This window comes from Mesorhizobium sp. WSM4850, assembly GCF_055811735.1.
In genome coordinates, this window is the sequence record NZ_JBVVPV010000013.1 from 118186 (window position 1) to 144193 (window position 26008).

At 63.0% G+C, this 26008-nt stretch carries 28 protein-coding genes, 1 tRNA gene and 2 pseudogenes; 11 read left to right on the forward strand and 20 right to left on the reverse strand.

Features of this window, described 5'->3' with window-relative positions; all coding sequences use genetic code 11:
• Positions 1 to 31: 31 nt before the first annotated feature.
• Together rlmH and rsfS are read right to left on the reverse strand one after the other, a co-directional pair.
• Positions 32 to 514 (reverse strand): 23S rRNA (pseudouridine(1915)-N(3))-methyltransferase RlmH, encoded by a 483-nt coding sequence (rlmH, locus tag AC0L2Z_RS15445; RefSeq protein WP_128173590.1) that lies wholly within the window; start codon positions 512 to 514, stop codon positions 32 to 34.
• 82 nt (positions 515 to 596) lie between these two features.
• Positions 597 to 974, reverse strand: a complete 378-nt coding sequence (gene rsfS, locus AC0L2Z_RS15450) for a ribosome silencing factor (RefSeq protein ID WP_023800052.1) — start codon at positions 972 to 974, stop codon at positions 597 to 599.
• A 240-nt stretch (positions 975 to 1214) separates the two neighbouring features.
• Between rsfS and AC0L2Z_RS15455 the strand changes: the two genes are divergently transcribed.
• Positions 1215 to 2072, forward strand: a complete 858-nt coding sequence (locus AC0L2Z_RS15455) for a mechanosensitive ion channel family protein (protein ID WP_473628604.1) — start codon at positions 1215 to 1217, stop codon at positions 2070 to 2072.
• 7 nt (positions 2073 to 2079) lie between these two features.
• Positions 2080 to 2308, forward strand: a pseudogene (locus tag AC0L2Z_RS15460) (sigma factor-like helix-turn-helix DNA-binding protein); the annotation flags it as partial.
• Between the two features lie 168 nt (positions 2309 to 2476).
• On the opposite strand, the gene AC0L2Z_RS15465 reads toward AC0L2Z_RS15460, so the two are convergent.
• The 5 genes from AC0L2Z_RS15465 to obgE all read right to left on the reverse strand — a co-directional run bounded on the left by AC0L2Z_RS15465 (position 2477) and on the right by obgE (position 8306).
• Entirely contained in the window at positions 2477 to 3775 is a 1299-nt protein-coding gene (locus tag AC0L2Z_RS15465) for an MFS transporter (RefSeq protein ID WP_128168564.1), read from the reverse strand.
• Between the two features lie 160 nt (positions 3776 to 3935).
• Positions 3936 to 4523: a nicotinate-nucleotide adenylyltransferase gene (locus AC0L2Z_RS15470; RefSeq protein WP_473628606.1), complete on the reverse strand. Its 588-nt coding sequence runs from the start codon at positions 4521 to 4523 to the stop codon at positions 3936 to 3938.
• 265 nt (positions 4524 to 4788) lie between these two features.
• Positions 4789 to 6075: a glutamate-5-semialdehyde dehydrogenase gene (locus tag AC0L2Z_RS15475; RefSeq protein WP_023800057.1), complete on the reverse strand. Its 1287-nt coding sequence runs from the start codon at positions 6073 to 6075 to the stop codon at positions 4789 to 4791.
• Positions 6076 to 6078: 3 nt separating this feature from the next.
• Complete coding sequence (proB, locus tag AC0L2Z_RS15480) at positions 6079 to 7275, reverse strand: glutamate 5-kinase (protein ID WP_473628608.1); 1197 nt, start codon at positions 7273 to 7275, stop codon at positions 6079 to 6081.
• A 2-nt stretch (positions 7276 to 7277) separates the two neighbouring features.
• The gene (obgE, locus tag AC0L2Z_RS15485; protein ID WP_128168566.1) at positions 7278 to 8306 is read right to left on the reverse strand and encodes a GTPase ObgE; all 1029 of its coding nucleotides are present in this window, start codon (positions 8304 to 8306) and stop codon (positions 7278 to 7280) included.
• 147 nt (positions 8307 to 8453) lie between these two features.
• Between obgE and AC0L2Z_RS15490 the strand changes: the two genes are divergently transcribed.
• Positions 8454 to 9323: an endonuclease/exonuclease/phosphatase family protein gene (locus tag AC0L2Z_RS15490; RefSeq protein ID WP_473628609.1), complete on the forward strand. Its 870-nt coding sequence runs from the start codon at positions 8454 to 8456 to the stop codon at positions 9321 to 9323.
• 10 nt (positions 9324 to 9333) lie between these two features.
• On the opposite strand, the gene AC0L2Z_RS15495 is transcribed toward AC0L2Z_RS15490, so the two are convergent.
• From AC0L2Z_RS15495 to AC0L2Z_RS15505, 3 genes are all read right to left on the reverse strand, one after another.
• Positions 9334 to 9921: a GNAT family N-acetyltransferase gene (locus tag AC0L2Z_RS15495; protein ID WP_287260512.1), complete on the reverse strand. Its 588-nt coding sequence runs from the start codon at positions 9919 to 9921 to the stop codon at positions 9334 to 9336.
• A 116-nt stretch (positions 9922 to 10037) separates the two neighbouring features.
• Complete coding sequence (gene rpmA / locus AC0L2Z_RS15500) at positions 10038 to 10307, reverse strand: 50S ribosomal protein L27 (RefSeq protein WP_023678077.1); 270 nt, start codon at positions 10305 to 10307, stop codon at positions 10038 to 10040.
• A gap of 99 nt (positions 10308 to 10406) precedes the next feature.
• A complete protein-coding gene (locus AC0L2Z_RS15505) occupies positions 10407 to 11102 on the reverse strand; it encodes a 50S ribosomal protein L21 (protein WP_128168569.1) in 696 nt (231 codons plus the stop codon).
• A gap of 321 nt (positions 11103 to 11423) precedes the next feature.
• Here AC0L2Z_RS15505 and AC0L2Z_RS15510 point away from each other — a divergent pair.
• Both AC0L2Z_RS15510 and AC0L2Z_RS15515 read left to right on the forward strand, forming a co-directional pair.
• Positions 11424 to 11513 (forward strand) — tRNA-Ser (locus tag AC0L2Z_RS15510).
• A gap of 476 nt (positions 11514 to 11989) precedes the next feature.
• On the forward strand, positions 11990 to 12706 hold the full coding sequence (locus tag AC0L2Z_RS15515) for a pentapeptide repeat-containing protein (RefSeq protein ID WP_023800063.1): 717 nt from the start codon (positions 11990 to 11992) through the stop codon (positions 12704 to 12706).
• 182 nt (positions 12707 to 12888) lie between these two features.
• Here AC0L2Z_RS15515 and AC0L2Z_RS15520 read toward each other — a convergent pair.
• Positions 12889 to 13165, reverse strand: a pseudogene (locus tag AC0L2Z_RS15520) (hypothetical protein); the annotation flags it as partial.
• Between the two features lie 201 nt (positions 13166 to 13366).
• Between AC0L2Z_RS15520 and AC0L2Z_RS15525 the strand changes: the two are divergent.
• The 3 genes from AC0L2Z_RS15525 to AC0L2Z_RS15535 all read left to right on the forward strand — a co-directional run bounded on the left by AC0L2Z_RS15525 (position 13367) and on the right by AC0L2Z_RS15535 (position 15985).
• On the forward strand, positions 13367 to 14668 hold the full coding sequence (locus tag AC0L2Z_RS15525) for an alpha/beta hydrolase (protein WP_473628611.1): 1302 nt from the start codon (positions 13367 to 13369) through the stop codon (positions 14666 to 14668).
• Complete coding sequence (locus tag AC0L2Z_RS15530) at positions 14604 to 14957, forward strand: cyclophilin-like fold protein (RefSeq protein WP_473628612.1); 354 nt, start codon at positions 14604 to 14606, stop codon at positions 14955 to 14957. Before AC0L2Z_RS15525 ends, AC0L2Z_RS15530 begins: the two co-directional genes overlap by 65 nt.
• A gap of 134 nt (positions 14958 to 15091) precedes the next feature.
• The gene (locus tag AC0L2Z_RS15535) at positions 15092 to 15985 is read left to right on the forward strand and encodes a LysR family transcriptional regulator (protein WP_128173599.1); all 894 of its coding nucleotides are present in this window, start codon (positions 15092 to 15094) and stop codon (positions 15983 to 15985) included.
• Positions 15986 to 16106: 121 nt separating this feature from the next.
• Here the strand turns inward: AC0L2Z_RS15535 and AC0L2Z_RS15540 are convergent, their stop codons facing one another.
• On the reverse strand, positions 16107 to 17087 hold the full coding sequence (locus AC0L2Z_RS15540) for a Tim44 domain-containing protein (RefSeq protein ID WP_023800068.1): 981 nt from the start codon (positions 17085 to 17087) through the stop codon (positions 16107 to 16109).
• Between the two features lie 188 nt (positions 17088 to 17275).
• Here AC0L2Z_RS15540 and AC0L2Z_RS15545 point away from each other — a divergent pair, with 188 nt between their 5' ends.
• Complete coding sequence (locus AC0L2Z_RS15545) at positions 17276 to 18169, forward strand: alpha/beta fold hydrolase (protein WP_128168574.1); 894 nt, start codon at positions 17276 to 17278, stop codon at positions 18167 to 18169.
• A gap of 77 nt (positions 18170 to 18246) precedes the next feature.
• Entirely contained in the window at positions 18247 to 18570 is a 324-nt protein-coding gene (locus AC0L2Z_RS15550; RefSeq protein WP_128168575.1) for a hypothetical protein, read from the forward strand.
• A gap of 104 nt (positions 18571 to 18674) precedes the next feature.
• Here AC0L2Z_RS15550 and AC0L2Z_RS15555 read toward each other — a convergent pair whose 3' ends face one another.
• A complete protein-coding gene (locus AC0L2Z_RS15555) occupies positions 18675 to 18920 on the reverse strand; it encodes a type II toxin-antitoxin system PemK/MazF family toxin (RefSeq protein ID WP_128168576.1) in 246 nt (81 codons plus the stop codon).
• Here AC0L2Z_RS15555 and AC0L2Z_RS15560 point away from each other — a divergent pair.
• The gene (locus tag AC0L2Z_RS15560; protein WP_473628615.1) at positions 18919 to 19227 is read left to right on the forward strand and encodes an SEC-C metal-binding domain-containing protein; all 309 of its coding nucleotides are present in this window, start codon (positions 18919 to 18921) and stop codon (positions 19225 to 19227) included. The two genes, AC0L2Z_RS15555 and AC0L2Z_RS15560, sit on opposite strands and share 2 nt — an antisense overlap.
• Positions 19228 to 19263: 36 nt before the next feature.
• On the opposite strand, the gene recQ is transcribed toward AC0L2Z_RS15560, so the two are convergent.
• The 7 genes from recQ to AC0L2Z_RS15595 all read right to left on the reverse strand — a co-directional run.
• Positions 19264 to 21108: a DNA helicase RecQ gene (recQ, locus tag AC0L2Z_RS15565; protein WP_023800073.1), complete on the reverse strand. Its 1845-nt coding sequence runs from the start codon at positions 21106 to 21108 to the stop codon at positions 19264 to 19266.
• 427 nt (positions 21109 to 21535) lie between these two features.
• The gene (locus AC0L2Z_RS15570) at positions 21536 to 21874 is read right to left on the reverse strand and encodes a cupin domain-containing protein (protein WP_128168577.1); all 339 of its coding nucleotides are present in this window, start codon (positions 21872 to 21874) and stop codon (positions 21536 to 21538) included.
• A 28-nt stretch (positions 21875 to 21902) separates the two neighbouring features.
• On the reverse strand, positions 21903 to 22670 hold the full coding sequence (kduD, locus tag AC0L2Z_RS15575) for a 2-dehydro-3-deoxy-D-gluconate 5-dehydrogenase KduD (protein WP_128168578.1): 768 nt from the start codon (positions 22668 to 22670) through the stop codon (positions 21903 to 21905).
• Entirely contained in the window at positions 22667 to 23524 is an 858-nt protein-coding gene (gene kduI, locus AC0L2Z_RS15580) for a 5-dehydro-4-deoxy-D-glucuronate isomerase (RefSeq protein WP_473628617.1), read from the reverse strand. Before kduI ends, kduD begins: the two co-directional genes overlap by 4 nt.
• 27 nt (positions 23525 to 23551) lie before the next feature.
• On the reverse strand, positions 23552 to 24328 hold the full coding sequence (locus AC0L2Z_RS15585; RefSeq protein WP_023800077.1) for a FadR/GntR family transcriptional regulator: 777 nt from the start codon (positions 24326 to 24328) through the stop codon (positions 23552 to 23554).
• A gap of 9 nt (positions 24329 to 24337) precedes the next feature.
• Entirely contained in the window at positions 24338 to 25618 is a 1281-nt protein-coding gene (locus AC0L2Z_RS15590) for a TRAP transporter large permease (RefSeq protein ID WP_023800078.1), read from the reverse strand.
• Positions 25619 to 25622: 4 nt separating this feature from the next.
• The coding region (locus AC0L2Z_RS15595) for a TRAP transporter small permease (protein ID WP_473628618.1) at positions 25623 to 26008 on the reverse strand (386 nt) is incomplete at its 5' end.

Genomic DNA, 26008 nt, shown 5'->3' on the forward strand with positions numbered 1-26008 from the left:
AATCCACCGGTTTCGTCGAATCTGCAACGGCTCACGAGCGATGATAGGGATGGCCGGACAGGATTGTGGCCGCCCGGTAAAGCTGCTCGCCCAACATGACACGGACCAGTTGGTGCGGCCATGTCGGCGCGCCGAACGACACCATCAGGTCGGCCTGATCGCGCAGCGACTGGTCGTGACCGTCGGCGCCGCCGATGGCGATGACCAGCGCCTTGCGGCCGCTATCACGCAGCAGCCCGATGCGCCCGGCGAAATCCTCGGAAGAAAAACTCTTGCCGCGTTCGTCGAGCAGCATCAGCGCGGCACCAGGTTGCAACTGCGCCTGCAGTTTCTGGCCTTCCTCGCGGCGACGCTCGTTGGCGGTCTGGGCGCGGCCCTCCGGGATCTCGACGACCCCTGAGAATTCGAGCCCCACGGCCGGTCCGCTCTTGGCGAAGCGCTCGAAATACCGGTCGGCGAGCAGCTTCTCGGGGCCGGCTTTCATCCGGCCCACGGCATGAACGGTAATTTTCATCCCTGCCTCGAAGAGCCGCTAATGCACGTCACCAAAAGTGGTCACCGGTTTTGGGACACGACATGCATCAATCAAATGCGGCTCAGTGGAGGGTCTCTTCCTCGAGGTCCGGCGCCTGCCACATCTTTTCAAGATTGTAGAAGTCGCGGACTTCGGGGCGGAAGACATGGACGATGATGTCGCCCGAATCGATCAGGACCCAGTCGGCGCCGGCCAATCCCTCGACGCGCGCCGTGCCGAGCCCGGCATCCTTGAGCGCCTTGAGGAGATGATCGGCGACAGCCGAGACATGACGGTGCGATCGGCCGGACGCGATGACCATATAGTCACCGAGGCTCGATTTTCCCTGAATGTCGATTGAGACGATGTTTTCGGCCTTGGAGTCTTCCAGACTGGCAAGGACTGTCTTGATGGCGCGAGACACGGCGTCGTTTACGCTGATCCCGGCCGGCGAAGGCACGATGTCGGCCTTCTTCCAAAGTGCTGTTCTCAGTGTATTTCCTTTCGCAGCAAGAACAACCAAATCACCCTTCAAAGCAGGTGACACCCCTTAGATAGGCAGAGTTGCGTTGCAGTTTCAAGACGGCAGCCCTACCGTAGCCAACGAAGAACCGTTCTTCCGGTTCCGCTGTTGAAGAAAAAACGGAACTCTTGCCGCCCGGCGAGGGTTATCGGCGCATTGACCAATCGGATCCCCCTCATGCCTGTCGACCCTCAGAACGCTCTCCTCGCCGTGCAGTCCGGCCTTGCGCAGCTCAGCGCTCTGATCGTCTCGTACTCGTTCTCGGCCATTGGCGCCGTCATCCTGCTGGTTCTCGGCTATATCGTCGCCGGCCTTGCCCAGCGCTCGATCTACGCCGGCCTCGGCCATATCCATGGCTTCGACACGACGCTGCGCCACTTCTTCTCGCGGATCGTCCGCTACGCCATACTGATCCTCGTCGTCGTCATGGTGCTCGGCCAGTTCGGCGTCCAGACGACCTCGATCATTGCCGCCATTGGCGCCATCGGCCTAGCCATCGGCCTGGCGCTGCAGGGCACGCTGCAAAACATTGCCGCCGGCATCATGCTGCTGGCGCTGCGGCCATTCCGCATCGGCGAATATGTCGAGGTCGGGGCCATTTCCGGGACCATCGAGGAAATCGGGCTGTTCGCCACCACGCTGCGAACGGTCGAAGGCGTTTACGTGCTCGCTCCCAATTCGACGCTGTGGAACCAGCCCGTCCGCAATTTTACACGCAACGGCGTCCGCCGCGCCGATATCACCCTGACCATCGGCTCGTGGAATGATATCGATCTCGCTCAAAAGACCATGCTGGGCGTCGCCGCCATCGAGCGACGCGTCAGGCGGGAGCCGGCGCCGATTGCCTTTGTGGCGACCGTCGGCGACAGCAACGTCGCCATAACCTTGCGCTACTGGACCTCGGCTGCCGATTTCTTCGCGACCCAGATCGATCTCACCAAACGCGCCAAGCAGGTCTTCGACAGCGAAGGCATTTCTATACCCGCGCCACCACCGGAAGCACCGCGGCAGGAAGCCTCGGCCACAAGGCAATAGCCGGAACGAGCGCGCGGCTTTTCTGCTGCACGAATGTGTTCGGGCTGGAGTTTGGGGAGGTCGCAGCCGCTATCCAGCGCGACCCCGCGGCTTGTCGCCAGCTCGCTGCCCGTGCGCGCAGCCACGTGCGCGAGGCGCGCCCTCGCTTTCGGGTGGAAAAACAACATGGCCTTGAGCTTGCCGAAGCTTTTTATGCCGCCTCGCGCAGCGGCAATATGAAGGCGCTTGGTGCGATGCAAGATTGCGGCGATCCATGTCGTGCGGAACCCTGACAAGCTCAGGCATCTGCACTAATGCATGTCGCGCAAGCGCGCGGCGGTTTTGCGATAACGACATGCATAAAAAAGAAGCCAAGGCGCGAACGCGCTTTAGAGCCTCAACCTGTAGCCGATTGAGTACGGACTTCAATCGTCGGAGCGACCGCGCTGTTCCTCAGGGGCGAAGGCCAGCTCCACCGGCAGCGGTGCCTGCGCCGTCATCGGCGCGAAATTGCCGGTCTCGGCGGCGGGAACAGGCGACATCGCCACGACGCGCCACAGCACGAACAGGCAAAAAACGGTGGCAATGACGACGGCCACATGGATGAAGGCCTGCGTTCCATAGACAGCGGAAAGCCCGGTCACGATGCCGGGCACGATGAAGCCGGACAGCGACCACGCGAACAGCAGTGAACTGGACAGCGCCACCATGTCGTCCTTGCCGGCGCGGTCGGCGGCATGGGCGCTGGCCAGCGAATAGATCGATTCCGACGCGCCGGCCCAGACCACATAGATGACGACCAGCGCCGCCAGCGCACCACCATCGAAGCCCAGCGCGAACAGGCCCGCCACCATGGCAAGCGCCGAAGCGGCGACCAGCACAAAGCGGCGGTCGGTGCGGTCGGAAATCCAGCCGAGCGGGATCTGCAGGATCAATGTGCCGATCGGCATCGCCGACAAAAGCAGTGCCACATCGGCCTGGCTGTAGCCCTTGGCCGTGGCATGGATCGGCGCAAAGCCTGAAATCGTCATCGACAGGCCGCCGACGGCAAGCATGCCGGCGACGCCGACCGGCGAAATCCGCCAGGCCCGGCCAAGCGCCACCGACGCCGCCTGCGGCGGCGGCGGCTGGGCAAGCCGCGTCAACCCGACGGGGAGGATCGACAGCGCGGTGAAGGCGATGCCGACCAGCGGCGCGTCCGCAGCGCTTATGTCGATCAGCGCCAGTGTGGAGTAGCCGACACCGAGCCCGGCGACATAGGCGACGTAGAAGAAGGCCATGACCCTGCCGCGTATGGCGTTGGCGATGACGTCGTTCAGCCAGCTCTGCGCAACGATGAACAGGCCGCATATGGCAAAGCCGTAGAGCGCGCGTGCCGCGATCCACGACAGCGGGTGCGGTCCGGCCCCGACGGCGGCGTTCGACAGCACGATCAACGCCGACAGCACCATGAATGCGCGCGCATGGCCGACGCGTTGTACCAGCGGACCGGTCAGGATGCAGCCTGCCAGGCCGCCGGCCGAGAGGCCGGTGACGATCAGCCCGGCCCAGGTCGGATCGAAGCCTTCGGCACCGAGCCGGACCGGGATATAGGCGAACATCAGTCCGTTGCCGACCGCTACCAGCGCCATCGACAGGACGACGCTGGCGATGGCGATCGCCGGGGCCGGCGGGCTGCCCTGTGCCGGGTCGCGTCTGGTCTGGTTTCGCTCGAGAATCGCCATGCCCGCGCAGGATCGCTCACGAACCGAGGAAAGGCAGCCGCAAATGCGACATCGCCGTAAGTGCTTAGGTCTTCAAGGTAGCGATCCTTCCAGCACCCCTCATCCGACCGAGCTTCGCTCGGCCACCTTCTCCCACAAGGGGAGAAGGAGAAAGAGACTCCTATCCCTGCGCCATCTTGCGGATCGCGGTCGACGACAGCGACGAGCGCGGGCCGTGAATGAAAGTCCAGGCCGGCGCCTTCATGCGGGCGAGCCGCGGCGCGTCGCCCTCGTCGACACGCGCGTAGTCGAAGGTCTTGGCGACAACCGACGACAGGAACGACAGCGTCGCGCCAGGGCGATCGATCACCGCGATCGGAAACGTCATGACGATCTGGCGCCAGCGCTGCCAGCGATGAAAATCGCGCAGCGAATCGGCGCCCATGATCCAGACGAAGTCGACGCCCGGGTTGCGCGCCTTGACCAGGGCCAGCGTGTCGGCGGTGAAGCGGACATAATGGCTCGCCTCGAAGGCGGTGACCTTGACCTTCGGGTTCCGGGCAATCTGCTCGGACAGGCGTAGCCGCTGGGCCAGCGGCGCCAGTTCCCGCGCGCTCTTGAGCGGATTGCCCGGCGTCACCATCCACCACAACTGATCGAGCGCCAGGCGCCTGAGCGCGATCTCGGCGACCAGCGCATGGCCGGCATGGGCAGGATTGAACGAGCCGCCGAACAGTCCGACGGCCAGGCCCTTTTCGGCATGCGGCATATGAAGGTAGCGAGAGGGGACGGGTTGTTCGGACGGGGATAGCATGTGTCAGGCACCCCCCTCTGCCCTGCCCTCTTTTCCAAAACTTGGCACCTCCCCCTCTAGGGGGGAGATTGGCGGCTTCATCCCTGGCGCCCTTACTGCGACGCCGGAGGTTGGCGAAAGTCCATGCGAGAGCCAATCTCCCCCCTTGAGGGGGAGATGTCCGGCAGGACAGAGGGGGGTGGCTGGGCGCACGCCTCTCAGGCTCTAACCGCGAATAAGCTCAAGGCCTCACCTGTCCCGTCCCGCGCACGCGGTACTTGAACGAGGTCAGTTGCTCGACACCGACCGGGCCGCGCGCATGCATCTTGCCGGTGGCGATGCCGATTTCGGCGCCCATGCCGAATTCGCCGCCATCGGCAAATTGCGTCGAGGCATTGTGCAGAAGGATCGCCGAATCGATCTCGTTGAAGAACCGTTCGACGGCGTTCGTATTCTCGGCGACGATCGCCTCGGTGTGGTGCGAGGAGAAATTCTCGATGTGCTCAATCGCACCGGCAACGCCATCGACCAGTTTTACTGCGATGATGGCATCGAGATATTCGCTCACCCAGTCGGCGTCGGTCGCAGGCTGGGCGTCGGCAAACACTTTCAGCACCTCGGCGTCGGCGTGGATTTCGCACCCTGCCGCGCGCAACGCCCCGAGGATCGGCACCAGATGAGTGGCGGCAACAGCGCGGTCGACCAGCAGCGTCTCGGCCGCGCCGCAGACGCCGGTGCGCCGCATCTTGGCGTTGACCGCGATCCTGGCCGCCATGTCGAGATCGGCCGAGCGGTCGATGTAGAGATGGCAGATGCCTTCGAGATGAGCGAAGACCGGCACCCGCGCCTCGTTCTGGACGCGTTCGACCAGGTTCTTGCCGCCGCGCGGAATGATGACGTCGATATTGCAGGAAAGTCCTTTCAGCATCTCGCCGACGGCGGCGCGGTCGGCGGTCGGCACCAGCTGGATGGCATCCTGCGGCAGCTTGGCCGCTTTCAGCCCTTCGACCAGGCAGGCATGGATCGCCGCCGAGGAGTTGAGCGAATCCGAGCCGCCGCGCAGGATCACCGGATTGCCGGCCTTGAGGCACAGCGCGCCGGCATCGGCGGTCACGTTCGGCCGGCTTTCGTAGATGACGCCGACAACGCCGAGCGGCGTGCGCACGCGCTCGATATGCAGGCCGTTCGGCCGGTCCCATGCGGCAATGACATCGCCGACCGGATCGCGCAGCCCGGCGATTTCACTGATGCCGTCGGCCATGGCACGGATGCGGCCGGGATCAAGCTTCAGCCGGTCCATGAAAGAAGCCGAAAGTCCCGACTGCTCGCCATTTTTGATGTCGATGGCGTTGGCGTCGAGAATATCCTGCTCGTGGCGAAGGATCGCCTGCGCCATACCGATCAACGCGGCGTGCTTGCGCTCGGCTGTGGCGACGGCCAGCGGTCGGGCGGCAGCGCGGGCGCGGCGGCCGATATCGGCCATCAGCGCCACCGTATCGTCCCGGGATTTTTCATGCAGCTTCAGCATGGCTCATCCTCCGCTATTCACCTCGTCACCGACCGCTTGGTCAGCGGCCTGTACTTGGTCGCCGGCCTGTACTTGGTCATTAGAATGGCTCACCACAAGGTCGTCGCGGTGGATCATCGCCGATCGCGCTTCATAGCCGAGCACCGTTTCGATCTCGGCTGTTTTCAAGCCAGCGATCCTTACGGCATCGGCGGCATCGTAGGCAACCAATCCGCGCGCGATCTCGCGGCCTTCGGGCGACAGGATCGCCACCGTGTCGCCGCGCGAGAAATTGCCGCTGACCAGCTTGACCCCGGCCGGCAGCAGCGACTTGCCCGACAGCAGCGCGCCGATGGCGCCGGCATCGACTGTCAGCCGGCCTGCCGGTTCGAGCTGCCCGGCGATCCATGTCTTGTAGCCCTTGACCGGATTGGCGCTCGGCCGGAAGAACGTCGCCCGCTCGCCACGCTCGATCGCCAGCAGCGGCGACAGCCGCGTGCCTGATGTGATGATCATGGCAGTGCCGGCGGCGGTGGCGATCTTGCCGGCGTCGAGCTTGGTGCGCATGCCGCCGCGTGAAAACTCCGAAGCGGCCGCACCCGCCATCGCCTCGATGTCAGGCGTGATGCGGTCGACGACAGCGACGAACCTGGCATGCTGGTCGCGCGCCGGCGGCGCCGTGTAGAGCCCGTCAATGTCGGAGAGCAGCACCAAAAGGTCCGCGCCCATCATCGTCGCCACCCGCGCCGCCAGCCGATCATTGTCGCCATAGCGGATTTCGGAGGTCGCCACCGTATCGTTCTCGTTGATGACCGGCACCGCCTTCATCTTGAGCAGCGTCGAGATCGTCGCGCGCGCATTGAGATAACGGCGGCGCTCTTCGGTGTCGCCGAGCGTCAGCAGGATCTGGCCCGATTTCAGGCCGCCCTCGCCGAGCGCATCCGACCAGGCGCCGGCCAGCGCAATCTGCCCGACGGCCGCCGCCGCCTGGCTTTCCTCGAGCTTCAGCGCCCGCTTGCCGAGGCCCAAAATGGTGCGGCCAAGCGCGATGGCGCCGGACGACACGACGAGGATCTCGGCGCCATTCTCGGCCAGCACTGAAATGTCGTCGGCAAGCGAAGCCAGCCAGTCGCGCTTCAGCCCCGCCGTGCGGTCGACAAGCAGCGCCGAGCCGATCTTGACGGTGATGCGCCGGTATTTTTTCAGCGACTGCGCGGCCATCGCTATCTCCAGCGCGTCTCGACTGGAGCGGCGACAGCTTCGCGCGCCTCGGCGACGACCGTCATCAGTGCGCGCAGAACCGCCTCGACGCCTTCGCCGGTGACGGCGGACAAAAGCATCGGCGCGCGGCCGGCGGCGCGTTTCAGCGAAGCGACCTTCTTCTTGCGCGCGTCGGCATCGAGCGTGTCGACCTGGGAAAGCGCGACGATCTCGACCTTCTCGACCAGCCCATGGCCATAGGCGTCGAGTTCGGCGCGCACGGTCTTGTAGGCCTTCCCCGGATTTTCTTCCTGCGCCGAGACGAGGTGCAGGAGGACCCGCGTGCGTTCGACATGTCCGAGGAATCGGTCGCCGATGCCGACGCCTTCATGCGCGCCTTCGATCAGGCCGGGAACGTCGGCGATGACGAACTCGCGCCCGTCGATACGGGCCACACCGAGGCCCGGATGCAGCGTGGTGAAGGGATAGTCGGCGATCTTCGGCTTCGCTGCGGTGACGGCGGCGAGGAAAGTCGACTTGCCGGCATTGGGCAGGCCGACCAGGCCGGCATCGGCGATCAGCTTGAGCCGGAGCCAGATGTTGAGCTCTTCGCCCGGCTGGCCCGGATTGGCGCGGCGCGGCGCCTGGTTGGTCGAGGTCTTGAAATGCTGGTTGCCGAAGCCGCCATTGCCGCCCTTGGCCAGCAGGAAACGTTGGCCGACGACGGTCAGGTCGCAGATCAGCGTGTCGTTGTCCTCGGCAAAGACCTGCGTTCCCGCCGGCACTTTCAGCGTCACGTCGGCGCCCTTGGCGCCGGTCATGTTGCGGCCCATGCCGTGCGTGCCGGTCTTGGCCTTGAAATGCTGCTGGTAGCGATAATCGATCAGCGTGTTCAGCCCATCGACCGCCTCCACCCAGACGTCGCCGCCGCGGCCGCCGTCGCCGCCGTCGGGACCGCCGAATTCGATGAACTTTTCGCGCCGGAACGACACCGATCCGGCACCACCATCGCCGGAACGGACATAGACCTTGGCTTGATCGAGAAATTTCATCGTATTGCTGAGTTTCTGCTAACGGCCTTGCGGCATTGCTCTAACGTTTGGCACTGCTCTAAACCAAGGCGGGGCGAAGGGCGAGGCTGTTTATCAACATGGCCCGAGTCTGAACATGGTCCGAGTCTGAACATCGCCGGAGTCGCAATGAAGCTTGTAACCTACAACATCCACTACGGCGTCGGTCTTGACGGCCGCTACGATGTCGGCCGCATCGCCGATGCCGTGCGCGGCGCCGACGTGATCGCGCTGCAGGAGGTCTCGCGCAACAACCCCAACAATGGCGGCCGCGACATGGTGGCCGAGCTCGGCGACGCCCTGCCCGAATATTTCGCCGTCTACGGCAGTAATTTCGAGGCCAATGTCGGCTCGCGCCTGGAAAACGGCCGCGCCATCACCACCACCTTCCAGCTCGGCAACATGGTGCTGTCGAATACCCCAATTCATCTGTCGCGCAATCTGCTCTTGCCGCGCAGCCGCAGTTTCGAAGTGATGAATTTCCAGCGCGGCGCGCTGGAGGCGCTGATCGAGACGCCGATTGGTTTCATCCGCTTCTATTCCACCCATCTCGATCATCGCAGCCCGGTCGAACGCGCCAGCCAGATCCGGTTTCTGCGCCGGCGCTTGTTGAACTATGCGATCGAGGGCGGCGCGCTGTCGGGCGTCGCCGAGGTCGGCCTGCCCGACCTGCCTTGTCCCGAAGGCTTCGTCGTCATGGGCGACTTCAACATGCTGGCCGGATCGCCGGAATATGTCGAATTCGCCGGCCCCCTGGACCACGAATTCGGCATGCCGGTGACCGCGGATCTTGCCGTCGATGCCGCCCTGCGCCTTGCCGCCGCAGGCGCCGATCTCGCCACCTGGGTCGACCCCAAGCGGCCTGACGACGCCAGCCGCCACAAGCGCATCGACTATGTCTTCACCAGCGCCTCGCTGACCAAATCGCTGAAGCGCCTGTGGGTCGACCGGCAAGCCGTCGGTTCGGACCACTTGCCGGTCTGGGTCGAGATGGTTTGACCAGCGTCCGTCAGAAATGCACCCAGTTCCGCAGGCTCGTCCAGGTCTTGCGATCGAGACGGTAGCGCTCGACCGGCACCTGGCCGGCGACGATCGAGTTCAGCATGCCCTGGCCGGCATATTGGAAGCCGCACTTGTGGATGACCCGGCGCGAGGCCGGATTGATCACCCGCGTCGAGGCATGCAGCACCTGGATCGACGTCCTCTGGAAGGCGAGGTCGACCAGCGCATGCGCGGCCTCCGTCGCATAGCCGCGCTTCCAGTATGGCTCGCCCATCCAGTAGCCGAGCTCCAGCCCGCGATCGGTGGTGTTGAGGCCGGCGCATCCGACGAAGGTTTCGGTGCCGGCCAGGGTCAAGGCATAGGCAATGCCGGCCCGGCGCGATGCCGTCATCGCGAGGAAGGCGCGTGCCTCGGCCTCGCCATAGGGGTGCGGCATGCGGGCCAGCATTTCGGCGACATGGCGATTGTCGGCGAGCGCCACCAGTTGCTCGATGTCACTTTCGCGCGGCGCCCGCAGGACCAGCCGCTCGGTCACCAGGACCGGACAATCTATCGCGTAGCTTTCACCGTCTGTGTCATCCGCTTCGGCAACCATGTCAGTCCTCCAGGCAAGAAAAAGGGGAGATGGAAACCCATCTCCCCTGATCCATTTCCTGGCTTGGCCAGACACCGGTTCCCGAGATGGGTGCCGGTGTTCTCGTGCGGAACCGGCTACTCCGCGGCCTTGGTCATCGGGTTCACCGATACGTAGGTTCGGCCATTGGCTTTTTTATTGAAGGTGACTGCGCCAGCTTCGAGCGCAAACAGCGTGTGATCCGTGCCAATGCCGACATTGGTGCCGGGATGCCACGTCGTGCCGCGCTGACGAATAATGATGTTGCCCGGAATCACGGCTTCGCCGCCGAATTTTTTCACGCCGAGCCGCTTGGAATGGGAGTCGCGACCATTGCGCGACGAACCGCCAGCTTTCTTGTGTGCCATCTAACTAACTCCGATGCGCCGCTAGGCGCTTAAAGGGTCTTATGAACGCGTTCGCGTTCCGTTTCAAGTCCGAACCGGCGACGATCGCGCCGGCCCGCTTTACTTCTTCGCCAAATCTTTGGCCTGCTCGCGCCAGTCCGTGATCTGGTCGGCGCTGAACGGCATATGCTCGTCGATCTTGGCGATATCCTTGTCCGACAGCTTGGCGATCTGGGCGAAGGTCGTGATGCCCTGCTCGTTCAACTGGCCGGCCGCAACCGGGCCGATGCCCTTGATCACGGTCAGATCATCCGGCTCGCCCTTCGGCGCTTTGAACAGCGGCGCGGCGGCGGTTTCAGTTGCCTTGGCTTCCTTCTTCGGCGCAGCCTCTGCCTCGGTCTTTGGCGCGGCTTCAGCCTTCATCTCGGCCTTTGCGGCAATCTCGGCCTTCGCCTCGGTCTTCGCCTCGGCCTTGGCCGCGGCCTTCTTCGTCGGCTTGGCGCCGCCCAGCAGGATCTCGGCGATCCGCACGGTGGTCAACAGCTGGCGATGGCCGATCTTGCGGCGCGAATTCTGCCGGCGGCGCTTCTTGAAAGCGATGACGGTGCGGTTCTTGCCCTGCTCGACGACTTCGGCGGTGACCAAAGCGCCGTCGACGAACGGCGCGCCGAACGTGACATTCTCGCCCTCGCCATGCGCGAGCACGTGGCCGATCTCGACGATGTCGCCGACCTGGCCTTCGACTTTTTCGATCTTCAGGAGATCGTTGGCGGCGACGCGATACTGCTTGCCGCCCGTTTTGATGACTGCGAACATTTTTTGCCTTTCGCTGTTCGGTCGGCCTTGACGAACCGCTTCAGCGGTTCGGCCGTCTTTTTGTCAGTCTGCGGGTTCAAAAAGCAAGCGGCGCTGAAGAGCCCTCCACGCCGATTGCGCGCTGTCCCTAGCCGAAGGTGCGGCGCGAGTCAAGGCAAACGGCCGAAAGCAAGCCGGTGCCGTTGGCACAAGCGGCAGAGGTATCGAGGGACGAGCCATACGGCCCGGAGAGAAGCCTGATATCAGGCAGATTGGCCCTTGTAACCTGTCCGTCCAGCCGTTATCTAGTGCGCCGCGCCGGCAACGGCGGACCATGACCCCGGAGAGGTGGCAGAGTGGTCGAATGCACCGCACTCGAAATGCGGCATGGGTGCAAGCCCATCGGGGGTTCGAATCCCTCCCTCTCCGCCATACGACATTGTTTACATTGATAAAAATCAAAGAATAGGTTGCGCGCCCGCCATAAAGCCCGCCTGCCGAAAACGCCGTATTCGCGGCACGTCAGCTTACGACACAAATATGCGGGGTTCATGCTTCGACCTGGTAGATGGCAGAGATCAACTTCGGCCTCGCTAAGCGAAGTCGTGGGGTAGCGACAGCGGAATCAGGATACGCGACTAGCACCCCGTGCCGGGTCAACCTCGCCGTCGGGAAGTACCGATCGGTGCGGACCCAAGCGGATTCACCCTTTGTCGGCGGCGGACGCCGGCGGTGGCGGTCAGCACCCGAGCAGGCTTCCCATTGTTGACGACGTCCGCTGCGCATCTGCGGCGACCGTCGCCATGTCCTCTGCTCCCGGGTTGACGGTGGTGTAGACGAGGAGCACTCTCGAGTGTCAGCAGATGTGGTCAGGTTGAGTGTCGGCGAGTAGCAGAGGTCCAGCAACCATGACTTTGAGGCGAACCAGAGCTTACGCCGCATCCGGCTTGGTTCTAGCGATTTGCACTGTGTTTGCTTGGCAGAATGCCACTGCTGCTCACAATTGCCACGCAGCCGCGACGCCTGGCGTCAATTGGCACGAGTGTGACAAGAAGCTTCTCATCCTAGAAGGACAGGACCTGAGCGGGGCGAACCTGTTCGGTGTTGATTTCACTTCGACCGACCTCAGGAACAGCAATCTCCTTGCGGCAAATCTTGAGAAGGCAACGCTTGTGCGTGCTTCCCTGGCCGACTCGACCGCCAAAGGCGCCCGGTTCGACAGAATCGAGGCCTACAGGACCGACTTCAGCCGTATGGACGCGCAGGGCGCTGTGTTCGCGAGCGCGGAATTGCAGCGCTCGAATTTCCAGGACGCCATTCTGACCAACGTTGATTTCACAAAGGCAGAATTGGGGCGTGCGCGGTTCCATGACGCCGATATCAGCGGCAGCCGCTTCTCGTTTGCCAATCTCGCACGGGCGGACTTCCGAGGAGCGACGTTCACCGCGTCGATAGACTTTGACCGCGCCTTTTTCTTTCTGACCCGTATCGAGGGCGTCGACCTTACCAATTCGGCGGGTCTGTCCCAGTGGCAGCTCAACATGGCTTGCGGAGACGCCCGGACCGAGTTGCCTTCTGGCTTGACGAGGCCTGAAGATTGGCCCTGTCAATTCCAGCAGGAATAGTTGTCGGCAAGCGAACTGCGGCAATGCTGCACCCGACAGGATTCGAACCTTTCGGCAAGCCGCCTAACCCGAATGCCCTGCCGTTCCCGAGCGGTTGGGATAAGCGTCTCGACATGCATGAACTCGTGCTTTCCGCACCGTTCGCAGAGGTGGCTAGTCCACCTCCTGCTCAGAAGAAAGGATCATAGCATGAGTGACGAACTGATCCGCCTTCCTGATGCAATGGAGCCCGTCACGCGCCCCGGCATTATACACCATAGGTGCGAGCATCCCGGCTGCGCCAAGAATGCGGGATGGGGCTTTGCCAATGTCCTCTGTTCCAGATCGAAGTATCCAAGATCATAGGGCATGAGGCTCAAGGGCCAAATGCCATCGTCGAACTCGTTGACGCCGAACCTTTGATCGGCTGGGCACGGTGACGATCTTCTTCCTGTGCATGCAGACGCGGCCGGAGGCGGACGAATCTGTTCACCTTCGGGACGAGCCTGCGCTATTCGATTGATGAATCACCCTCATAACGACATGCGGATTTTGCCGCCTAATCGATCGCCGGCGTCGTCGCTATTCTATTTGAACATTCGCAACACTGCCGCACATGCCGAGGAAATGAGCATGGCCCGGCAGGCCTGCGACAGTTCAGGACGATCAAAGGAGACAGGCATGACCAAGCAGAGCGGAATCGAGAACACCGCGCAGTCCAGTGTCGACTTTGGCCGGCGTGATCTCCTGAAGCTGACCGGCGCCGGCGTTGCCGCGCTCGGTGCGGCGTCGCTGTTCAACATCCCCTTCGCAAAGGCTCAAGACATGTCAAACGGCGCCAACAACTTCTACACCAGTGATCGGGTGACGCTGGAAAAGATCGCCTTCAAGAGCCAATACGAGATGAACGTTGTGGGCAATCTGTTCATTCCCAACAAGCTCGACCGCAATGCGCGCCATCCGGCGCTCGTCGTCGGGCATCCGATGGGTGCGGTGAAGGAGCAGAGCGCAAATCTTTATGCCACCAAGATGGCCGAACAGGGCTTCGTCGCCATGTCCATCGACCTGCCGTTCTGGGGCGAAAGCGAGGGCGAGGCCCGCCAGATCGTTTCACCGGATGTCTACGCCGAAGCATTCAGCGCCGGGGTCGATTTCCTGGGGACACGGCCATTCGTCGACAGAAACCGCATCGGCGCGATCGGCGTCTGCGGCAGCGGCAGCTTCGTCATCAGCGCGGCCAAGATCGACCCGCGGATGCGCGCCGTCGCAACCGTCAGCATGTACGATATGGGGGCCGCCAACCGCAACGCGCTTAACCATTCACTGAGCGTCGAGCAGCGCAAGCAGGCCATTGCTGCAGCTGCCGAGCGGCGCTGGGCAGAGTTTGAAGGCGGCGAGGTCGAATATACCAGCGGCACGGTGCATGAGCTGACCGCCGACACCCATCCGATCCAGCGGGAATTCTATGACTTCTACCGTACGCCGCGGGGTGAATTCACGCCCGCCAGCGCAAACCCGCAGATCACCACGCATCCGACGCTGACCAGCAACGTCAAGTTCATGAATTTCTACCCGTTCAACGACATCGAGACGATCTCGCCGCGCCCGATGCTGTTCATCGCCGGCGATCAGGCTCACTCCCGCGAGTTCAGCGAGGAAGCCCTACCAGCGAGCGGCCGAGCCGAAGGAGCTTGTTTGGGTTTCCGGCGCCGGGCACGTCGACCTCTACGATCGCGTCGACCTGATCCCGTTCGACAAGCTGACCAGCTTCTTCAATCAGCACCTCTCCGCGTGAGCGGCGCGATGGAGCCTGTACCGGACGGAACAGGCTCCATCAGCATAGATCGGGAGACACAAGGGCATGCTGAAACTGTTGCTGAACGCCGCTGTTATTGCACTCGGAACGGTTGGATCTGCCATGGCTCAAGAACGCATTCGCATTTTTTCGGATTGGGGCGAGGTCACAGCCGATCTCGCCGATAACGAGGCCGCAAGATCTCTGGCGCAGATGCTGCCGCTTACGATCGAGATGTCCGATCATCTGCGCCAGGAAAAGACCGGCAATCTGCCTTCCGCCTTGCCCGAGCTGGCGCGGCAGCGCGACTTCTCTGCCGGCACGCTTGGGTTGTGGAGTTCCGATCATTTCGTGATCTACTATCGGAGCGGTCGCCTCCCGGCGCCTGGCATCATCAGGCTCGGGCAGGTCACTGGCGATGTCTCGATCTTTGACCGTCCCGGTCCGGTCACCATCCGCGTTGAACGCGCCGACTGAAACCTGCGCAATCCGCTCGTAGTTCGTCGCCGGGGGCGAGCGGCGGATTGAATAGCTGCCGCTCAATGAAGTCTCTGTGTTCGCCTTCGATTTATCCGGTATAATCGAGTTCTGGCTATCACAAGGATTCATGAGTGTCGCGGCAGAATGTCAATGATCTGCTCGCGTTCCTGGCTGTTGCTCGGGAGCGTAGCTTTACGCGCGCCGCAGCCCGGTTCGGCATATCGCAATCGGCGCTAAGCCACACCATCCGTCAACTCGAAGCGCGCCTTGGCGTTCGCCTGCTCACCCGCACGACCCGCGCGGTGGCTCCCACCGAGGCGGGAGAGAGGCTTTTGCAGCGGATTGGGCCGCACTTTGACCAGATCGAAATCGAGGTCGATGCCCTGAACGAACTGAGGGAAAAGCCCGCTGGAACCATCCGGCTGTCAGCGCCCGACTATGCAATCAGCAGCATCCTTTGGCCCAAGCTGAAACGCTTTCTCCCGAAATATCCCGACATCAAGGTCGAACTCCTGCTCGACAACGGCCTCACCGACATCGTGACGGAGCGCTTTGACGCCGGGATCCGCATGGGCGAACAGCTTGCGAAAGACATGATCTCGGCTCGCATCGGACCGGATTTCCGCTTCGCGGTCGTCGGCGAAGAATCCTACTTTGCCGAGCATCCCGCGCCGGAGAAGCCGCAGGATCTCGTGCAGCACAATTGCATCAACTACCGTTTTCCAACGTCCGGGGCCCTTTATGTGTGGGAGTTCGAGGAGAACGGCCGCGAGATCAAAATTCGCGTCGATGGGCAGCTCGTCTTCAACAACATCTTTCATGTCCTGGACGCCGCGCTGGCCGGCCGCGGCCTCGGCTATGTTCCGGAAGAAATGGCCCTTCCCCACATCGCCAAAGGGCGGCTGGCGCGGGCCCTGGAAGGATGGTCGCCCTATTGGGATGGCTACCATCTCTATTATCCGAGCCGCCGGCAATCCTCGCCTGCTTTCGTTGCCCTGGTCGATGCGCTGCGCCATCGCGACTGACTATCGATGCCGCGGGCTTCGACGTTCTTGCCACTGAAAGCCCCGCAAAGAGGGCGACGACAACCGTCCATACATCATGGCTCGCCAGATGACGTGAACCGCCGAGGCTGCAGCATAACGGTCAGGGCTGCTGTATTGCCGCCAGCTTCCAGTCGCCGCCGTTCTGGCGCGTGAAGGTCCACAGTTCGGTTGTTTCCGTCGGCCGATCGGCTTCGCCGGCGACGATCTTGCCGCTGGCGCGATCGCGCATTACGTCAAGAGACTCGTAGCGCAGGGCAGCCGTCGCGTAGTCACGATCATCTTCCCGCCAGCTCTCCGCAATATCGGCCTCCAGCAGGCTGACGTTCGACACCTCGTTCCTGATGCCGTTCTTGGCATTGTCGGCAAGTTCTTCGGACAGGTACGACACCATCTCGGGGGTCGCCAGCCGGCGCAAGCCAGCATGGTCTTCACGCCCGAACGCTTCCTGAACTTCGGTCAACCGCTGCTGGAATGTATCGAGATCGGCCGGCGTCATCGTAATTTGATCGTTGGCTGGAGCCGTCCGGCCAAAGCCAGACCCGATGCCTGGAATGGGGAAAGATGTGACGTTGTCCGCCTCGCGCTGGGCTGCCGCGTTTCGCCCAAAATTGCCCATGCTCCGCGGAACACCGGCCATGGCAGGCGCTTGGTTGCGTGCCGATTGCGACCGGAAAAAGCGGATGATCAGCATGATCGCGCCGCCGATCAGCAGTCCTTGCAGCAGCAGGCCCAACATGCCAGCCAAGCCGCCGAACCCCTGGCCCAAAAGAAGTCCGATCAGACCGCCGAGCAGCAGGCCGCGCATCATCGAACCGCCGAGGCCGCTGAAGATCCCTGGTCGTTGGGCTGCCGGTCTCTGGCGCGCCGCATTGTTCGTTGCGGTGTTGGGCGTCATCGAGCGCTCGACCGGCGCGGCCGGCTGTGGCGCCGTCCTGGTCGGCGGGACCGACTGGAACGTGCGCGTGCCGCGGCTGCCGAAGCTGCCGCCACGCCGCGCCTCCGCGTAATCGGCCGTGACCATGGAAAAAGCCAGGAACAGTCCTGCAAACAAAACGGCAAACCGGCTCGAACGCGAAATCATCATGGCAAATCCTCAAGCGACACTTTGGCGCTATATGGGGTGCGCCGATCGAAATATCAGTGGCCGCAGCTTCCGTACCTGGCAATTGAGGAGAATTCCAGGACCGCCACAAATTCAGCAAAGCAGCCGACCGTGATCCTTCTGCCACCTTGTGCGTTGTCGCCTGAGGCACACCGAGGAGAAAAACGGTGTTTGCAGGTTTCAGGGCCACCAGCTTGCAACTGGACGACACGACCATTTTCGCAAGGGTCGGCGGAACCGGTCCGCCGCTGCTGCTGCTTCATGGTTTTCCAGAAACGCATCTGATGTGGAGGGATATTGCCGCGGCCCTGGCGCCCCGCTTCACAGTCGTCGCCGCCGATCTTCGCGGCTATGGGCAAAGCGGCTGCCCGGTCTCCTCGGCCGAGCATAGCCCATACGCCAAACGCGCCATGGCCGCAGACATGGTTCAAGTCATGCAGCAGTTGGGGTTTGAGCGGTTCATGGTTGCCGGACATGACCGCGGCGGGCGGGTCGCCTATCGCCTGGCACTCGATCACCCCGATGAGATATCCAGGGTCGCGGTCCTCGACGTCATCCCGACCGCCGCCGCGTGGGACAGGGCGGATGCCAGACTGGCTCTCCGATTCTGGCCCTGGAGCCTGCTTGCGCAACCGGAACCGCTGCCGGAGCGACTGATCGGCGCGGCGCCCGATGCCATCGTCGACAATGCGATTGTGCAGTGGGGATCGCCGGCAGAAATGTTCTCTGCAACGATCAGGGAGGCCTATGTCAGGGCGCTTCGCGATCCCGTTCATATTCATGCGATTTGCGAAGAGTATCGGGCCGCTGCCACGATCGATCGTGAACATGACGCGCTGGACCAGATAAACGGTCGTCGCATTAAGTGTCCGCTCCTGGCACTGTGGAGTAGCCAGGGCGGCCTGGAGACCTGGTATGCGGAGGAAGGCGGACCGCTGGCTATCTGGAGGAAATGGGCCGACAGAGTTGAAGGAGGTCCCGTTCCGGGCGGGCACTTCTTTCCAGAAGAGCACCCTCACCAGACCGCAGCGGCTCTCTCGAAATTCTTCGAGGTTGAATAGGGAATGACGCCCAGGGCAGAGTGTTGTGAGCTTCACATGCCTCATTCGCCCGTCCGGCGTCAAATCTACTTGATAAAATGAAAGCCATCTCGCCAGCCATATCCCTGATGTGCAGCATCGTGTTTGTCGGAGGTTGCGCATCGCCCTTCCATGCATCCTTTGATGCCGCGAAATACGACAGGATGAGTTGCGTCGAACTCAACGTCGCCATGGGTGAAGTCGCCAAGGAGCTGTCGGCGACAGCGATCACCCGGGGCAAAGTCGCGAAAACCAACATTCCGAACTGGCTATGGGGAGCCCGGCGTGTCGCCACTACCGTCACTGCCCGCCAGAACGCGAAAATCGAGCAATTGCAGCAGCAGGAGGCCGCGATCGCAGCTGTGAGACGAAGCAGGTGCTGATTGCGGCATCGGTGTGAGAGCCTGCTGCCGAAGGCTGAAAATGATCGATTTCGCAGTATTACAGCCGAGGCTCGACGGTTCCGTGGATTCTGTCATCCTCACCGTCACGGCTTCAGTCTCCGCGACACGGCCAAGCCGAGGAAAACGATAACGGCCTGATTGAGGCGCAGGATGTCCGCGTCGTCTAACCGCCCGATATTTGCGCCGATCTTGGACTTTGGGACCGTGGTGATCTTGTCCACCATCAGTCGGCAGACGGTGAGCAGCCCGTTGCGCTCGTTCGGTTCGACGGACAGACGGAACAATGGCGCGTCCGTCTCGTCGGTCGACGGCCGCGTCCCATTGGGCATGCTTGAACTCAGTGATTTCGAAGACGATCTCCTGGCAGCCGAGCAAAGCCCGAACGATATCGAGGACCGATTCAGGCGTGCCGGTCTCGACTATATCGACGATGTGCTTGAAGCGTTGGAATGGAGCCGCCATGCAGGGTTTCCTGACGAGGAAGATCGGCAATCGCCCTTGCCTGAAAAGACCTGGCTCGACGAGTTGCCGAGCCTGACAGCGCCGGTCACAAATCCTTTGCGCCATGTCGGACGAAATGACCCATGTCCCTGTGGCAGCGGCAAGAAAGCGAAGAAATGCTGTCTCGCAAATTGACCTGATGCAGCACCGCGGACTTGATCCTTGGCTGTCTCAGGCCGATCCACGGGATTGGTGCGCAGCGATTGCGCCGAGGAAGATCTCGCCGAATTCCCTGAGTTTTGCGGCGCCGACGCCATTGACTGCGGCGAAGGCGTCGAGGTCGCGCGGGCAGCGTTCGGCCATGTCGATCAGCGTGCGATCGGAGAAGATGACGAAGGCCGGCACCTGGCACTCCCGGGCGAGACGCAGTCGAACCGCCTTGAGCGTGGCCAAGAGCGCGGTATCCAGGTCTTCCGTGCCCGCGGCAGCATTCGGGGTGGGACGAGTCTTGTCTCGTGCCGCGCGGTTCCGCACTTCTACGCGATACCGGAACGGGACCTCGCCACGGGCCAGCTCACGGCCCTTTTCGGCGATGGCAAGGCCGCCATGGCCGCCTGAGTCAAAAGTCACAAACCCTCCCGCGACGAGCTGGCGGATGAGCGACTGCCAGACGTCCTTCTTGCGCGCCACACCGGTCCCGAAGCTGGCAAGCCTTTGGTGGTTCCTGGCCAGGACCTTCTCGGTTTCATGGCCGAGCAGAACATCGACGATATGGGCGGCGCCAAAACGCTCGCCGGTCTGCGCGATGGCCGCGAAGACGATCCGTGCCTCCGCCTCGCCATCCGAATGCGGCGTCTGGTCGAGGCAGTTGTCGCAATTGCCGCAAGGCATTGCTGGTTCGCCGAAATAGCCAAGCAGGATCTGGCGACGGCACTGGGCCGTTTCGCAATAGCCGATCAGCGTATCGAGCCGGCCATGCGCGCGCCTTTTATGCTCCGCCGGCGCGTCCTCGTCGTCGATGAAAAGCCGCCGCATGCGAATGTCGCCGAGACCGAAGAGCATATGTGCCTCGGCAGCCCGCCCGTCGCGGCCGGCGCGGCCGATTTCCTGATAATAGGCTTCGAGGCTGCCCGGCAGGTCGGTGTGGAAGACATAGGCGACGTCAGGCTTGTCGATCCCCATGCCGAAGGCGATGGTCGCCACCATCACCACGCCCGACAGGGTCATGAAAGCGTTTTGATTTGCTTCACGCGCCTCCTTGCTCATGCCGGCATGATAGGCCAGGGCGCGCACGCCGTTCTTCTCGAGGAACGCCGCCATCTCTTCCGTCTTCTTGCGCGACAGGCAATAGACGATCCCGCTGCGGCCGGCATGACGCTGCACGAAGCCCAGCAATTGGCGCTTGCTGTCCTGCTTGGCCTCGACGCCAAGCTTGATGTTCGGCCGGTCGAAGCCCAGCACCAGGGTTTCGACACGCCCGGCGAACAATTGTCCGGCGATGTCGGTGCGCGTCGCCTCGTCCGCTGTCGCCGTCAGCGCAATGATCGGCACATCAGGGAAAATGTCGCGCAGCCGCGACAACTCTTCATATTCGCGCCGGAAAGACGGCCCCCATTGGGAGATGCAATGCGCCTCGTCGACAGCGATCAGCCGGATGTCGAGCCTGGCCAGCGCCTCGATCATCCGCGCGGTCATCAGCCGCTCCGGTGCAAGATAGAGCAGGCGCGTCTGGCCCGCCGCGACGCGGCGCCATGCGGCGACATTGGCATCGCGGTCGAGCGAGGAATTGATCGTATCGGCGGCCACGCCGGCAAGACGCAATGCGGCGACCTGGTCCTGCATCAGCGCCACCAGCGGCGAAACGACAATGGTGAGACCGCCCAGGACCAGCGCCGGGACCTGGTAGCAGAGTGATTTGCCGGCGCCGGTCGGCATGACGGCCAGCACATGACGCCCGGCCAGCAGCGCCTCCGTCACGGCGTCCTGGCCGGGACGAAAATCGTCGAAGCCGAACACGTCCTTCAGGACGCGCCGCTTGGGATCCTCCGCCGGGACGCTCGCCGCCGCTGCCTGCATCAGGGAATTTCTATGATCGGCGCTGCCCGAAAAGGCATTGGGGGAACGGCCCGAATCAGCGGCGACGTGACCTGCCAAAGCTCCCTGGCGAATCGTCGGGTGACCGCTTGGACAGCCGATTCGGACATTCGAACGCTCCTCAAGTCCTGTCTCCGTCGGCTCCGTCTGAAAGTTATCCTCCTCATTGGCGGATATGCGAGCGTGATTCCAGCCTCTATTCACTTTGGCTGTGAATATCGCGCAACGGCTCGGGCCGATTAATCCTATCTTCACCATGATTCGGCAGGTTCAGGTCCTGCGGTGATGTTTTGAGTACCGCGGCGCCACAAGCGCCCAGGCAACACGCCCGCGTCTCTCCGGAGGCGCGGGCTTTTTGCTTCCGAGATCGGCTGCCGCTTCGTAGTGACCTGCGGGCGTTCTCGTACTGTCAGACGAGGAAATCGGCGCGGTGCGGGGTAAAGCTGTCGACGAGGCGGCCGGCCTCGAGCGCCTTGACGCCGTGGATCAGGTTGGAAGGGACGATGAAGCTGCTTCCCGTTTCCAGGATCTCGGTCGTGCCGTCGATGGTGACCTCGAAGCGGCCCTCGGCGACATAGCTCGCCTGGACATGCGGGTGCGAATGCAGCGCGCCGACACCGCCCTTGTCGAAACCGAACTCGACCATCATCAATTCGTCGGTGTGCAGCAGCACACGCCTGCGGTTGCCATCCGGGGTCGGCGTCCACACGCCCTCGCCGGCATGCGCAAAGATCTTCGTTCCGGTCATCGCCACATCCTCGTCATGGGCATGCGCCTCATCGCGCCAGCCAGCCGCCGTCCACCGGCACCACCGCGCCATGCATGTAGTTTGACGCCGGCGCCAGCAGGAAGACGGCAGCGTCGCCGATGTCTTCCGGTCCGCCCCAGCGCCCGGCTGGAATGCGCGCCAGAATGGCGGTGCTGCGGTCGGGGTCGGCACGCAGCGCCTCGGTGTTGTTGGTTTCGATGTAGCCGGGCGCAATACTGTTGACGTTGATGCCTTTCGACGCCCATTCGCAGGCGAGCAACCGGGTGATGCCGAGCACGCCGTGTTTCGAGGCGGTGTAGGAGGCGACGCGGATACCGCCCTGGAAGCTCAGCACCGAGGCGATGTTGACGATCTTGCCGCGCCGTTCGGGGTCGGCAAGCACGCGCCGGGCAAAGCTCTGGCTGAGAAAAAACACCGTCTTCAGATTGACGTCCATGACATCGTCCCAATCGGCTTGCCCCAAATCGACGGCGTCGGCGCGCCGGATGATGCCGGCATTGTTGACCAGCCCGTCGAGCGGCCCGGTTTCGTCCCAGACGCGATCGAGCATCGCCTGGGCGGCGGCATGATCGGCAAGGTCGCAGCGCACCGCCTCGAAGCGTCCGCCCGCCGCAGCGATCTTTTCCGCGGTCTCATCCATTGCAGAGCGGCCGACGCCGACCACCGCACCACCGGCGCGCGCGATCGACAGGGCGATGCCTTGGCCAATGCCGGTGTTGGCGCCGGTGACGAGAATGCGCTTGCCGGCCAGACTGAAAGCGGAGAGGTCGCTCATCGCAGCTCTTCCATCGCTACCGGATCGACATCCGTATAGTCGACATTGTCGCCGGCCATCGCCCAGATGAAGGCGTAGTTGGAGGTGCCGGCGCCCGAATGGATCGACCAGCCCGGCGACAGCACCGCTTCCTCGTTGCGCATGACGAGATGGCGTGTCTCGTCCGGCTCGCCCAGGAAATGAAACACCCGCGCCGTCTCCGGCAGGTCGAAATAGAGATAAGCCTCCATGCGGCGGTCATGCACATGGCACGGCATGGTGTTCCAGACCGAGCCTGGGGCGAGTTGGGTCATGCCGACGACGAGTTGGCAGGTCTTCACACCCTCGGCATGGATGAACTGGAAGATCGAGCGCTCGTTGCAGGTCGCCTGACTGCCGAGGTCGAGCCGCTTGGCATCGCCGATGCGGATCAGCTGGCTGGGATGGCTCTGATGCGCCGGCGCGCTGAGCAGATAGAACTTGGCCGACTCGGCTGGATTGACTGGGGCGAACGACACTTCGTTGGCGCCCATGCCGAGATACAGCATGTCGCGGGGCTGCAGCTCGTAGGACTGGCCGCCGGCTTTCACGATGCCGGCGCCGCCGATGTTGACGGCGATCATTTCGCGGCGATCGAGAAAGTTCTTTGTTCCGGTCGGCTTGATCGCCTGCAGCGAAAGCGGTGTCCCGGCAGGCATGGCGCCGCCAACGATCATGCGGTCGTAATGCGTATAGGTCAGGCCGATGCGGCCGAGCTGAAACAAGCCTTCGATCAGAAAGTTGTGGCGGAGCTCGTCCGTCCCCATCGCCGCGGCGGTAACAGGGTCGATGGCGAAGCGCGAGGTGAAGTCGGTGTGATTGTCAGTGTGATTCATTGCTGTCCCATTGGGCTGCCTCATTGGTCATTCGGTTGCCGCGGCCTTGACCGAATCGGCATAAAAAATCTGGCGTGCGTGCAGGCGCTCGCGATAGCGCTGCTGGCTGGCGCTGAGATGCGCGCGCATCGCTTCGCGCGCCGACTCGGCATCGCCTGATGTAATGGCGTTTAGGATCACCAGATGCTCGTCTTGCAGGCCGCGCTGATAGGCGTCGGATTGGGCGAGTTCTGTCGACCACGGCGATGTCACGTCGCAAGGAATGGCGCGCCGGCCGAGCACGTCGAGCATCTCGACATAGAACGGATTGTTGGTGGCGCTGGCGATCGCCCGGTGGAAGGCGAGGTCGGCCGGACCTGTCGGCTCGCTGTTCAACAGCAGCCGCTCGAACTCGAAGAACGCCTCCTGGATCGCCGCTTCCTGCGCGGCATTGCGACGGATAGCGGCCAGCCCGGCGGATTCGATCTCGATCGCCAGGCGCACCTCCAGGACGTTGAGCGCGATCGAATCCTTGCTGCCGATGTCCGCAGCCAGCGTGCCGAACATCGTCGAGATGTGCTCGGTGACGAAGACCCCGGCGCCCTGGCGCGGCTCGACCAGACCGTCGGCGGCAAGCTTGGCCAGCGCTTCGCGGATGACGGTGCGGCTGACCCCGAAGGTTTCGGTCAGCCGACCCTCGGTCGGCAGCTTTTGGCCTGGCTGGATCTCGCCCGCCTGCAACTGCTTGCGGATCGCCGCGACCACGGTCTCCGACAGCTTGGGCTTGCGTTCGACCTTCAGGTTGATTGCCATATCCGATGCCATTGCCAGCCCCTATTTGAAGACGCTCGGCAACCATAGCGAGATGGCCGGAATGTAAGTGACGAGCCCCAGCACCACGATGCCGGCCCCATAGAACGGCCAGATCGAGCGCATCGCTTCCCAGACGGATATCTTGCCCACCGCGCACGCCACGAACTGCACTGCGCCCACCGGCGGCGTGTTCAGCCCGATGCCGAAGTTGAGGATCATGATGACACCGAAATGCACCGGATCGACGCCGTAGGCCTGCGCCACGGGCAGGAAGATCGGCGTGCAAATGATGATCGTCGGCCCCATGTCCATGAAGGTGCCGAGGAACAGCATCAAGAGGTTGAGCAGGAGCAGCACGACCAGCGGATCTTCCGAGATCGCGTTCATCGAGGCTATCAGCGCTGCCGGCACTTTGAGGAAGGCCATCAACCACGAGAACGCCGCTGCCATGCCAATGATGAGCAGCACCATGGCCGTGGTGCGCACGGCGCCATGGGTGGCATGAACGAAACCTTCCCAGGTCATCTGCCGGTAGACTAGGACAGTCACGAGCAATGCATAGATGACGGCGATGCAGGAACTCTCGGTGGCTGTGAAAACGCCCGATCGCACGCCGCCGAAGATGATCGCTATCAGCAGCAGGCCTGGCACCGCGACCGCGAAGAGATGCGCGACGGCGGCGAAGCCAGGAAACGGCTCGGTCGGATAGCCGCGCGAGCGCGCCACGAAGTAGGCGGTGATCATCAGCGCCAGGGCCAACAGCAGGCCCGGGATGATGCCGGCGGTGAACAGGTCGGCGATGGAGATCTTTCCGCCTGCCGAGATCGAGTAGATGATCATGTTGTGCGACGGCGGCAGCAGCAGCGCGATCAGCGCCGCCATCGAGGTGACGTTGACGGCGTAATCCGCTCCATAGCCACGCGCCTTCATCTGCGGGATCATCAAGCCGCCCACCGCCGCGGCCTCCGCCACGGCGGAGCCCGAAATGCCGCCGAACAGTGTAGCGGTCGCGATGTTGACCTGCCCGAGGCCGCCGCGCATGTGGCCGACCAGCGAGCCGGCGAAGGCAACGATCTTGCTGGCGATGCCGCCGCGCACCATCAGGTCGCCGGCGTAGATGAAAAACGGAATGGCCAGCAGCGAAAAGACGCTCATGCCGGAATTCAGGCGCTGGAACACGATGAGCGGCGGCAGGCCCATATAGAGAACGGTGGCAAAGCTTGCGACGCCGAGGCAGAAAGCGATTGGCGTGCCGATGAGCATCAGGACGGTGAAGACGCCAAAAAGTATCCAGAGTTCCATGGCGTCAGACCTTCACGTTGGCTGTGTCGAGTTCGGCTGCGACTTCCGCCGGCGGCAATTCGTCGAGCGCATCGTCGATCGGCGCACCGGAGAGGCGAAGCACGATGCGCTCCAGCGTGAACAGCACGATGAGCACGCCTCCCGCGACAAGCGGGACGTAGTCCCAGCCCCCCGATATGCCGAGCGACGGCAAGGTGGCGCCCCAGGTCAGCGCGACCAGCTGGCTGCCATACCAGATCATGCCGATGCCGAAGGCGAGCGCGACGAGATCCGAGATCATCCTCAGCCAACGCTTTCCGCCTTTCGGCAGCACGTAGAGCAGGACGTCGAAGCCGAGGTGATAGTTCTCGCGCACCCCGACGGCAGCGCCGAGGAAAATGAACCAGCTCA

What these genes read in the sequence shown, in the direction of transcription:
- rlmH (WP_128173590.1), bottom strand. Translation starts at nt 514, where the DNA reads ATGAAAATTACCGTTCATGCCGTGGGCCGGATGAAAGCCGGCCCCGAG.
- AC0L2Z_RS15455 (WP_473628604.1), top strand. Translation starts at nt 1,215, where the DNA reads ATGCCTGTCGACCCTCAGAACGCTCTCCTCGCCGTGCAGTCCGGCCTT.
- AC0L2Z_RS15465 (WP_128168564.1), bottom strand. Translation starts at nt 3,775, where the DNA reads ATGGCGATTCTCGAGCGAAACCAGACCAGACGCGACCCGGCACAGGGC.
- AC0L2Z_RS15470 (WP_473628606.1), bottom strand. Translation starts at nt 4,523, where the DNA reads ATGCCGCATGCCGAAAAGGGCCTGGCCGTCGGACTGTTCGGCGGCTCG.
- AC0L2Z_RS15475 (WP_023800057.1), bottom strand. Translation starts at nt 6,075, where the DNA reads ATGCTGAAGCTGCATGAAAAATCCCGGGACGATACGGTGGCGCTGATG.
- proB (WP_473628608.1), bottom strand. Translation starts at nt 7,275, where the DNA reads ATGGCCGCGCAGTCGCTGAAAAAATACCGGCGCATCACCGTCAAGATC.
- obgE (WP_128168566.1), bottom strand. Translation starts at nt 8,306, where the DNA reads ATGAAATTTCTCGATCAAGCCAAGGTCTATGTCCGTTCCGGCGATGGT.
- AC0L2Z_RS15490 (WP_473628609.1), top strand. Translation starts at nt 8,454, where the DNA reads ATGAAGCTTGTAACCTACAACATCCACTACGGCGTCGGTCTTGACGGC.
- AC0L2Z_RS15495 (WP_287260512.1), bottom strand. Translation starts at nt 9,921, where the DNA reads ATGGTTGCCGAAGCGGATGACACAGACGGTGAAAGCTACGCGATAGAT.
- rpmA (WP_023678077.1), bottom strand. Translation starts at nt 10,307, where the DNA reads ATGGCACACAAGAAAGCTGGCGGTTCGTCGCGCAATGGTCGCGACTCC.
- AC0L2Z_RS15505 (WP_128168569.1), bottom strand. Translation starts at nt 11,102, where the DNA reads ATGTTCGCAGTCATCAAAACGGGCGGCAAGCAGTATCGCGTCGCCGCC.
- AC0L2Z_RS15515 (WP_023800063.1), top strand. Translation starts at nt 11,990, where the DNA reads ATGACTTTGAGGCGAACCAGAGCTTACGCCGCATCCGGCTTGGTTCTA.
- AC0L2Z_RS15525 (WP_473628611.1), top strand. Translation starts at nt 13,367, where the DNA reads ATGACCAAGCAGAGCGGAATCGAGAACACCGCGCAGTCCAGTGTCGAC.
- AC0L2Z_RS15530 (WP_473628612.1), top strand. Translation starts at nt 14,604, where the DNA reads ATGGCTCAAGAACGCATTCGCATTTTTTCGGATTGGGGCGAGGTCACA.
- AC0L2Z_RS15540 (WP_023800068.1), bottom strand. Translation starts at nt 17,087, where the DNA reads ATGATTTCGCGTTCGAGCCGGTTTGCCGTTTTGTTTGCAGGACTGTTC.
- AC0L2Z_RS15550 (WP_128168575.1), top strand. Translation starts at nt 18,247, where the DNA reads ATGAAAGCCATCTCGCCAGCCATATCCCTGATGTGCAGCATCGTGTTT.
- AC0L2Z_RS15560 (WP_473628615.1), top strand. Translation starts at nt 18,919, where the DNA reads ATGCTTGAACTCAGTGATTTCGAAGACGATCTCCTGGCAGCCGAGCAA.
- AC0L2Z_RS15555 (WP_128168576.1), bottom strand. Translation starts at nt 18,920, where the DNA reads ATGCCCAATGGGACGCGGCCGTCGACCGACGAGACGGACGCGCCATTG.
- recQ (WP_023800073.1), bottom strand. Translation starts at nt 21,108, where the DNA reads ATGCAGGCAGCGGCGGCGAGCGTCCCGGCGGAGGATCCCAAGCGGCGC.
- AC0L2Z_RS15570 (WP_128168577.1), bottom strand. Translation starts at nt 21,874, where the DNA reads ATGACCGGAACGAAGATCTTTGCGCATGCCGGCGAGGGCGTGTGGACG.
- kduD (WP_128168578.1), bottom strand. Translation starts at nt 22,670, where the DNA reads ATGAGCGACCTCTCCGCTTTCAGTCTGGCCGGCAAGCGCATTCTCGTC.
- kduI (WP_473628617.1), bottom strand. Translation starts at nt 23,524, where the DNA reads ATGAATCACACTGACAATCACACCGACTTCACCTCGCGCTTCGCCATC.
- AC0L2Z_RS15585 (WP_023800077.1), bottom strand. Translation starts at nt 24,328, where the DNA reads ATGGCATCGGATATGGCAATCAACCTGAAGGTCGAACGCAAGCCCAAG.
- AC0L2Z_RS15590 (WP_023800078.1), bottom strand. Translation starts at nt 25,618, where the DNA reads ATGGAACTCTGGATACTTTTTGGCGTCTTCACCGTCCTGATGCTCATC.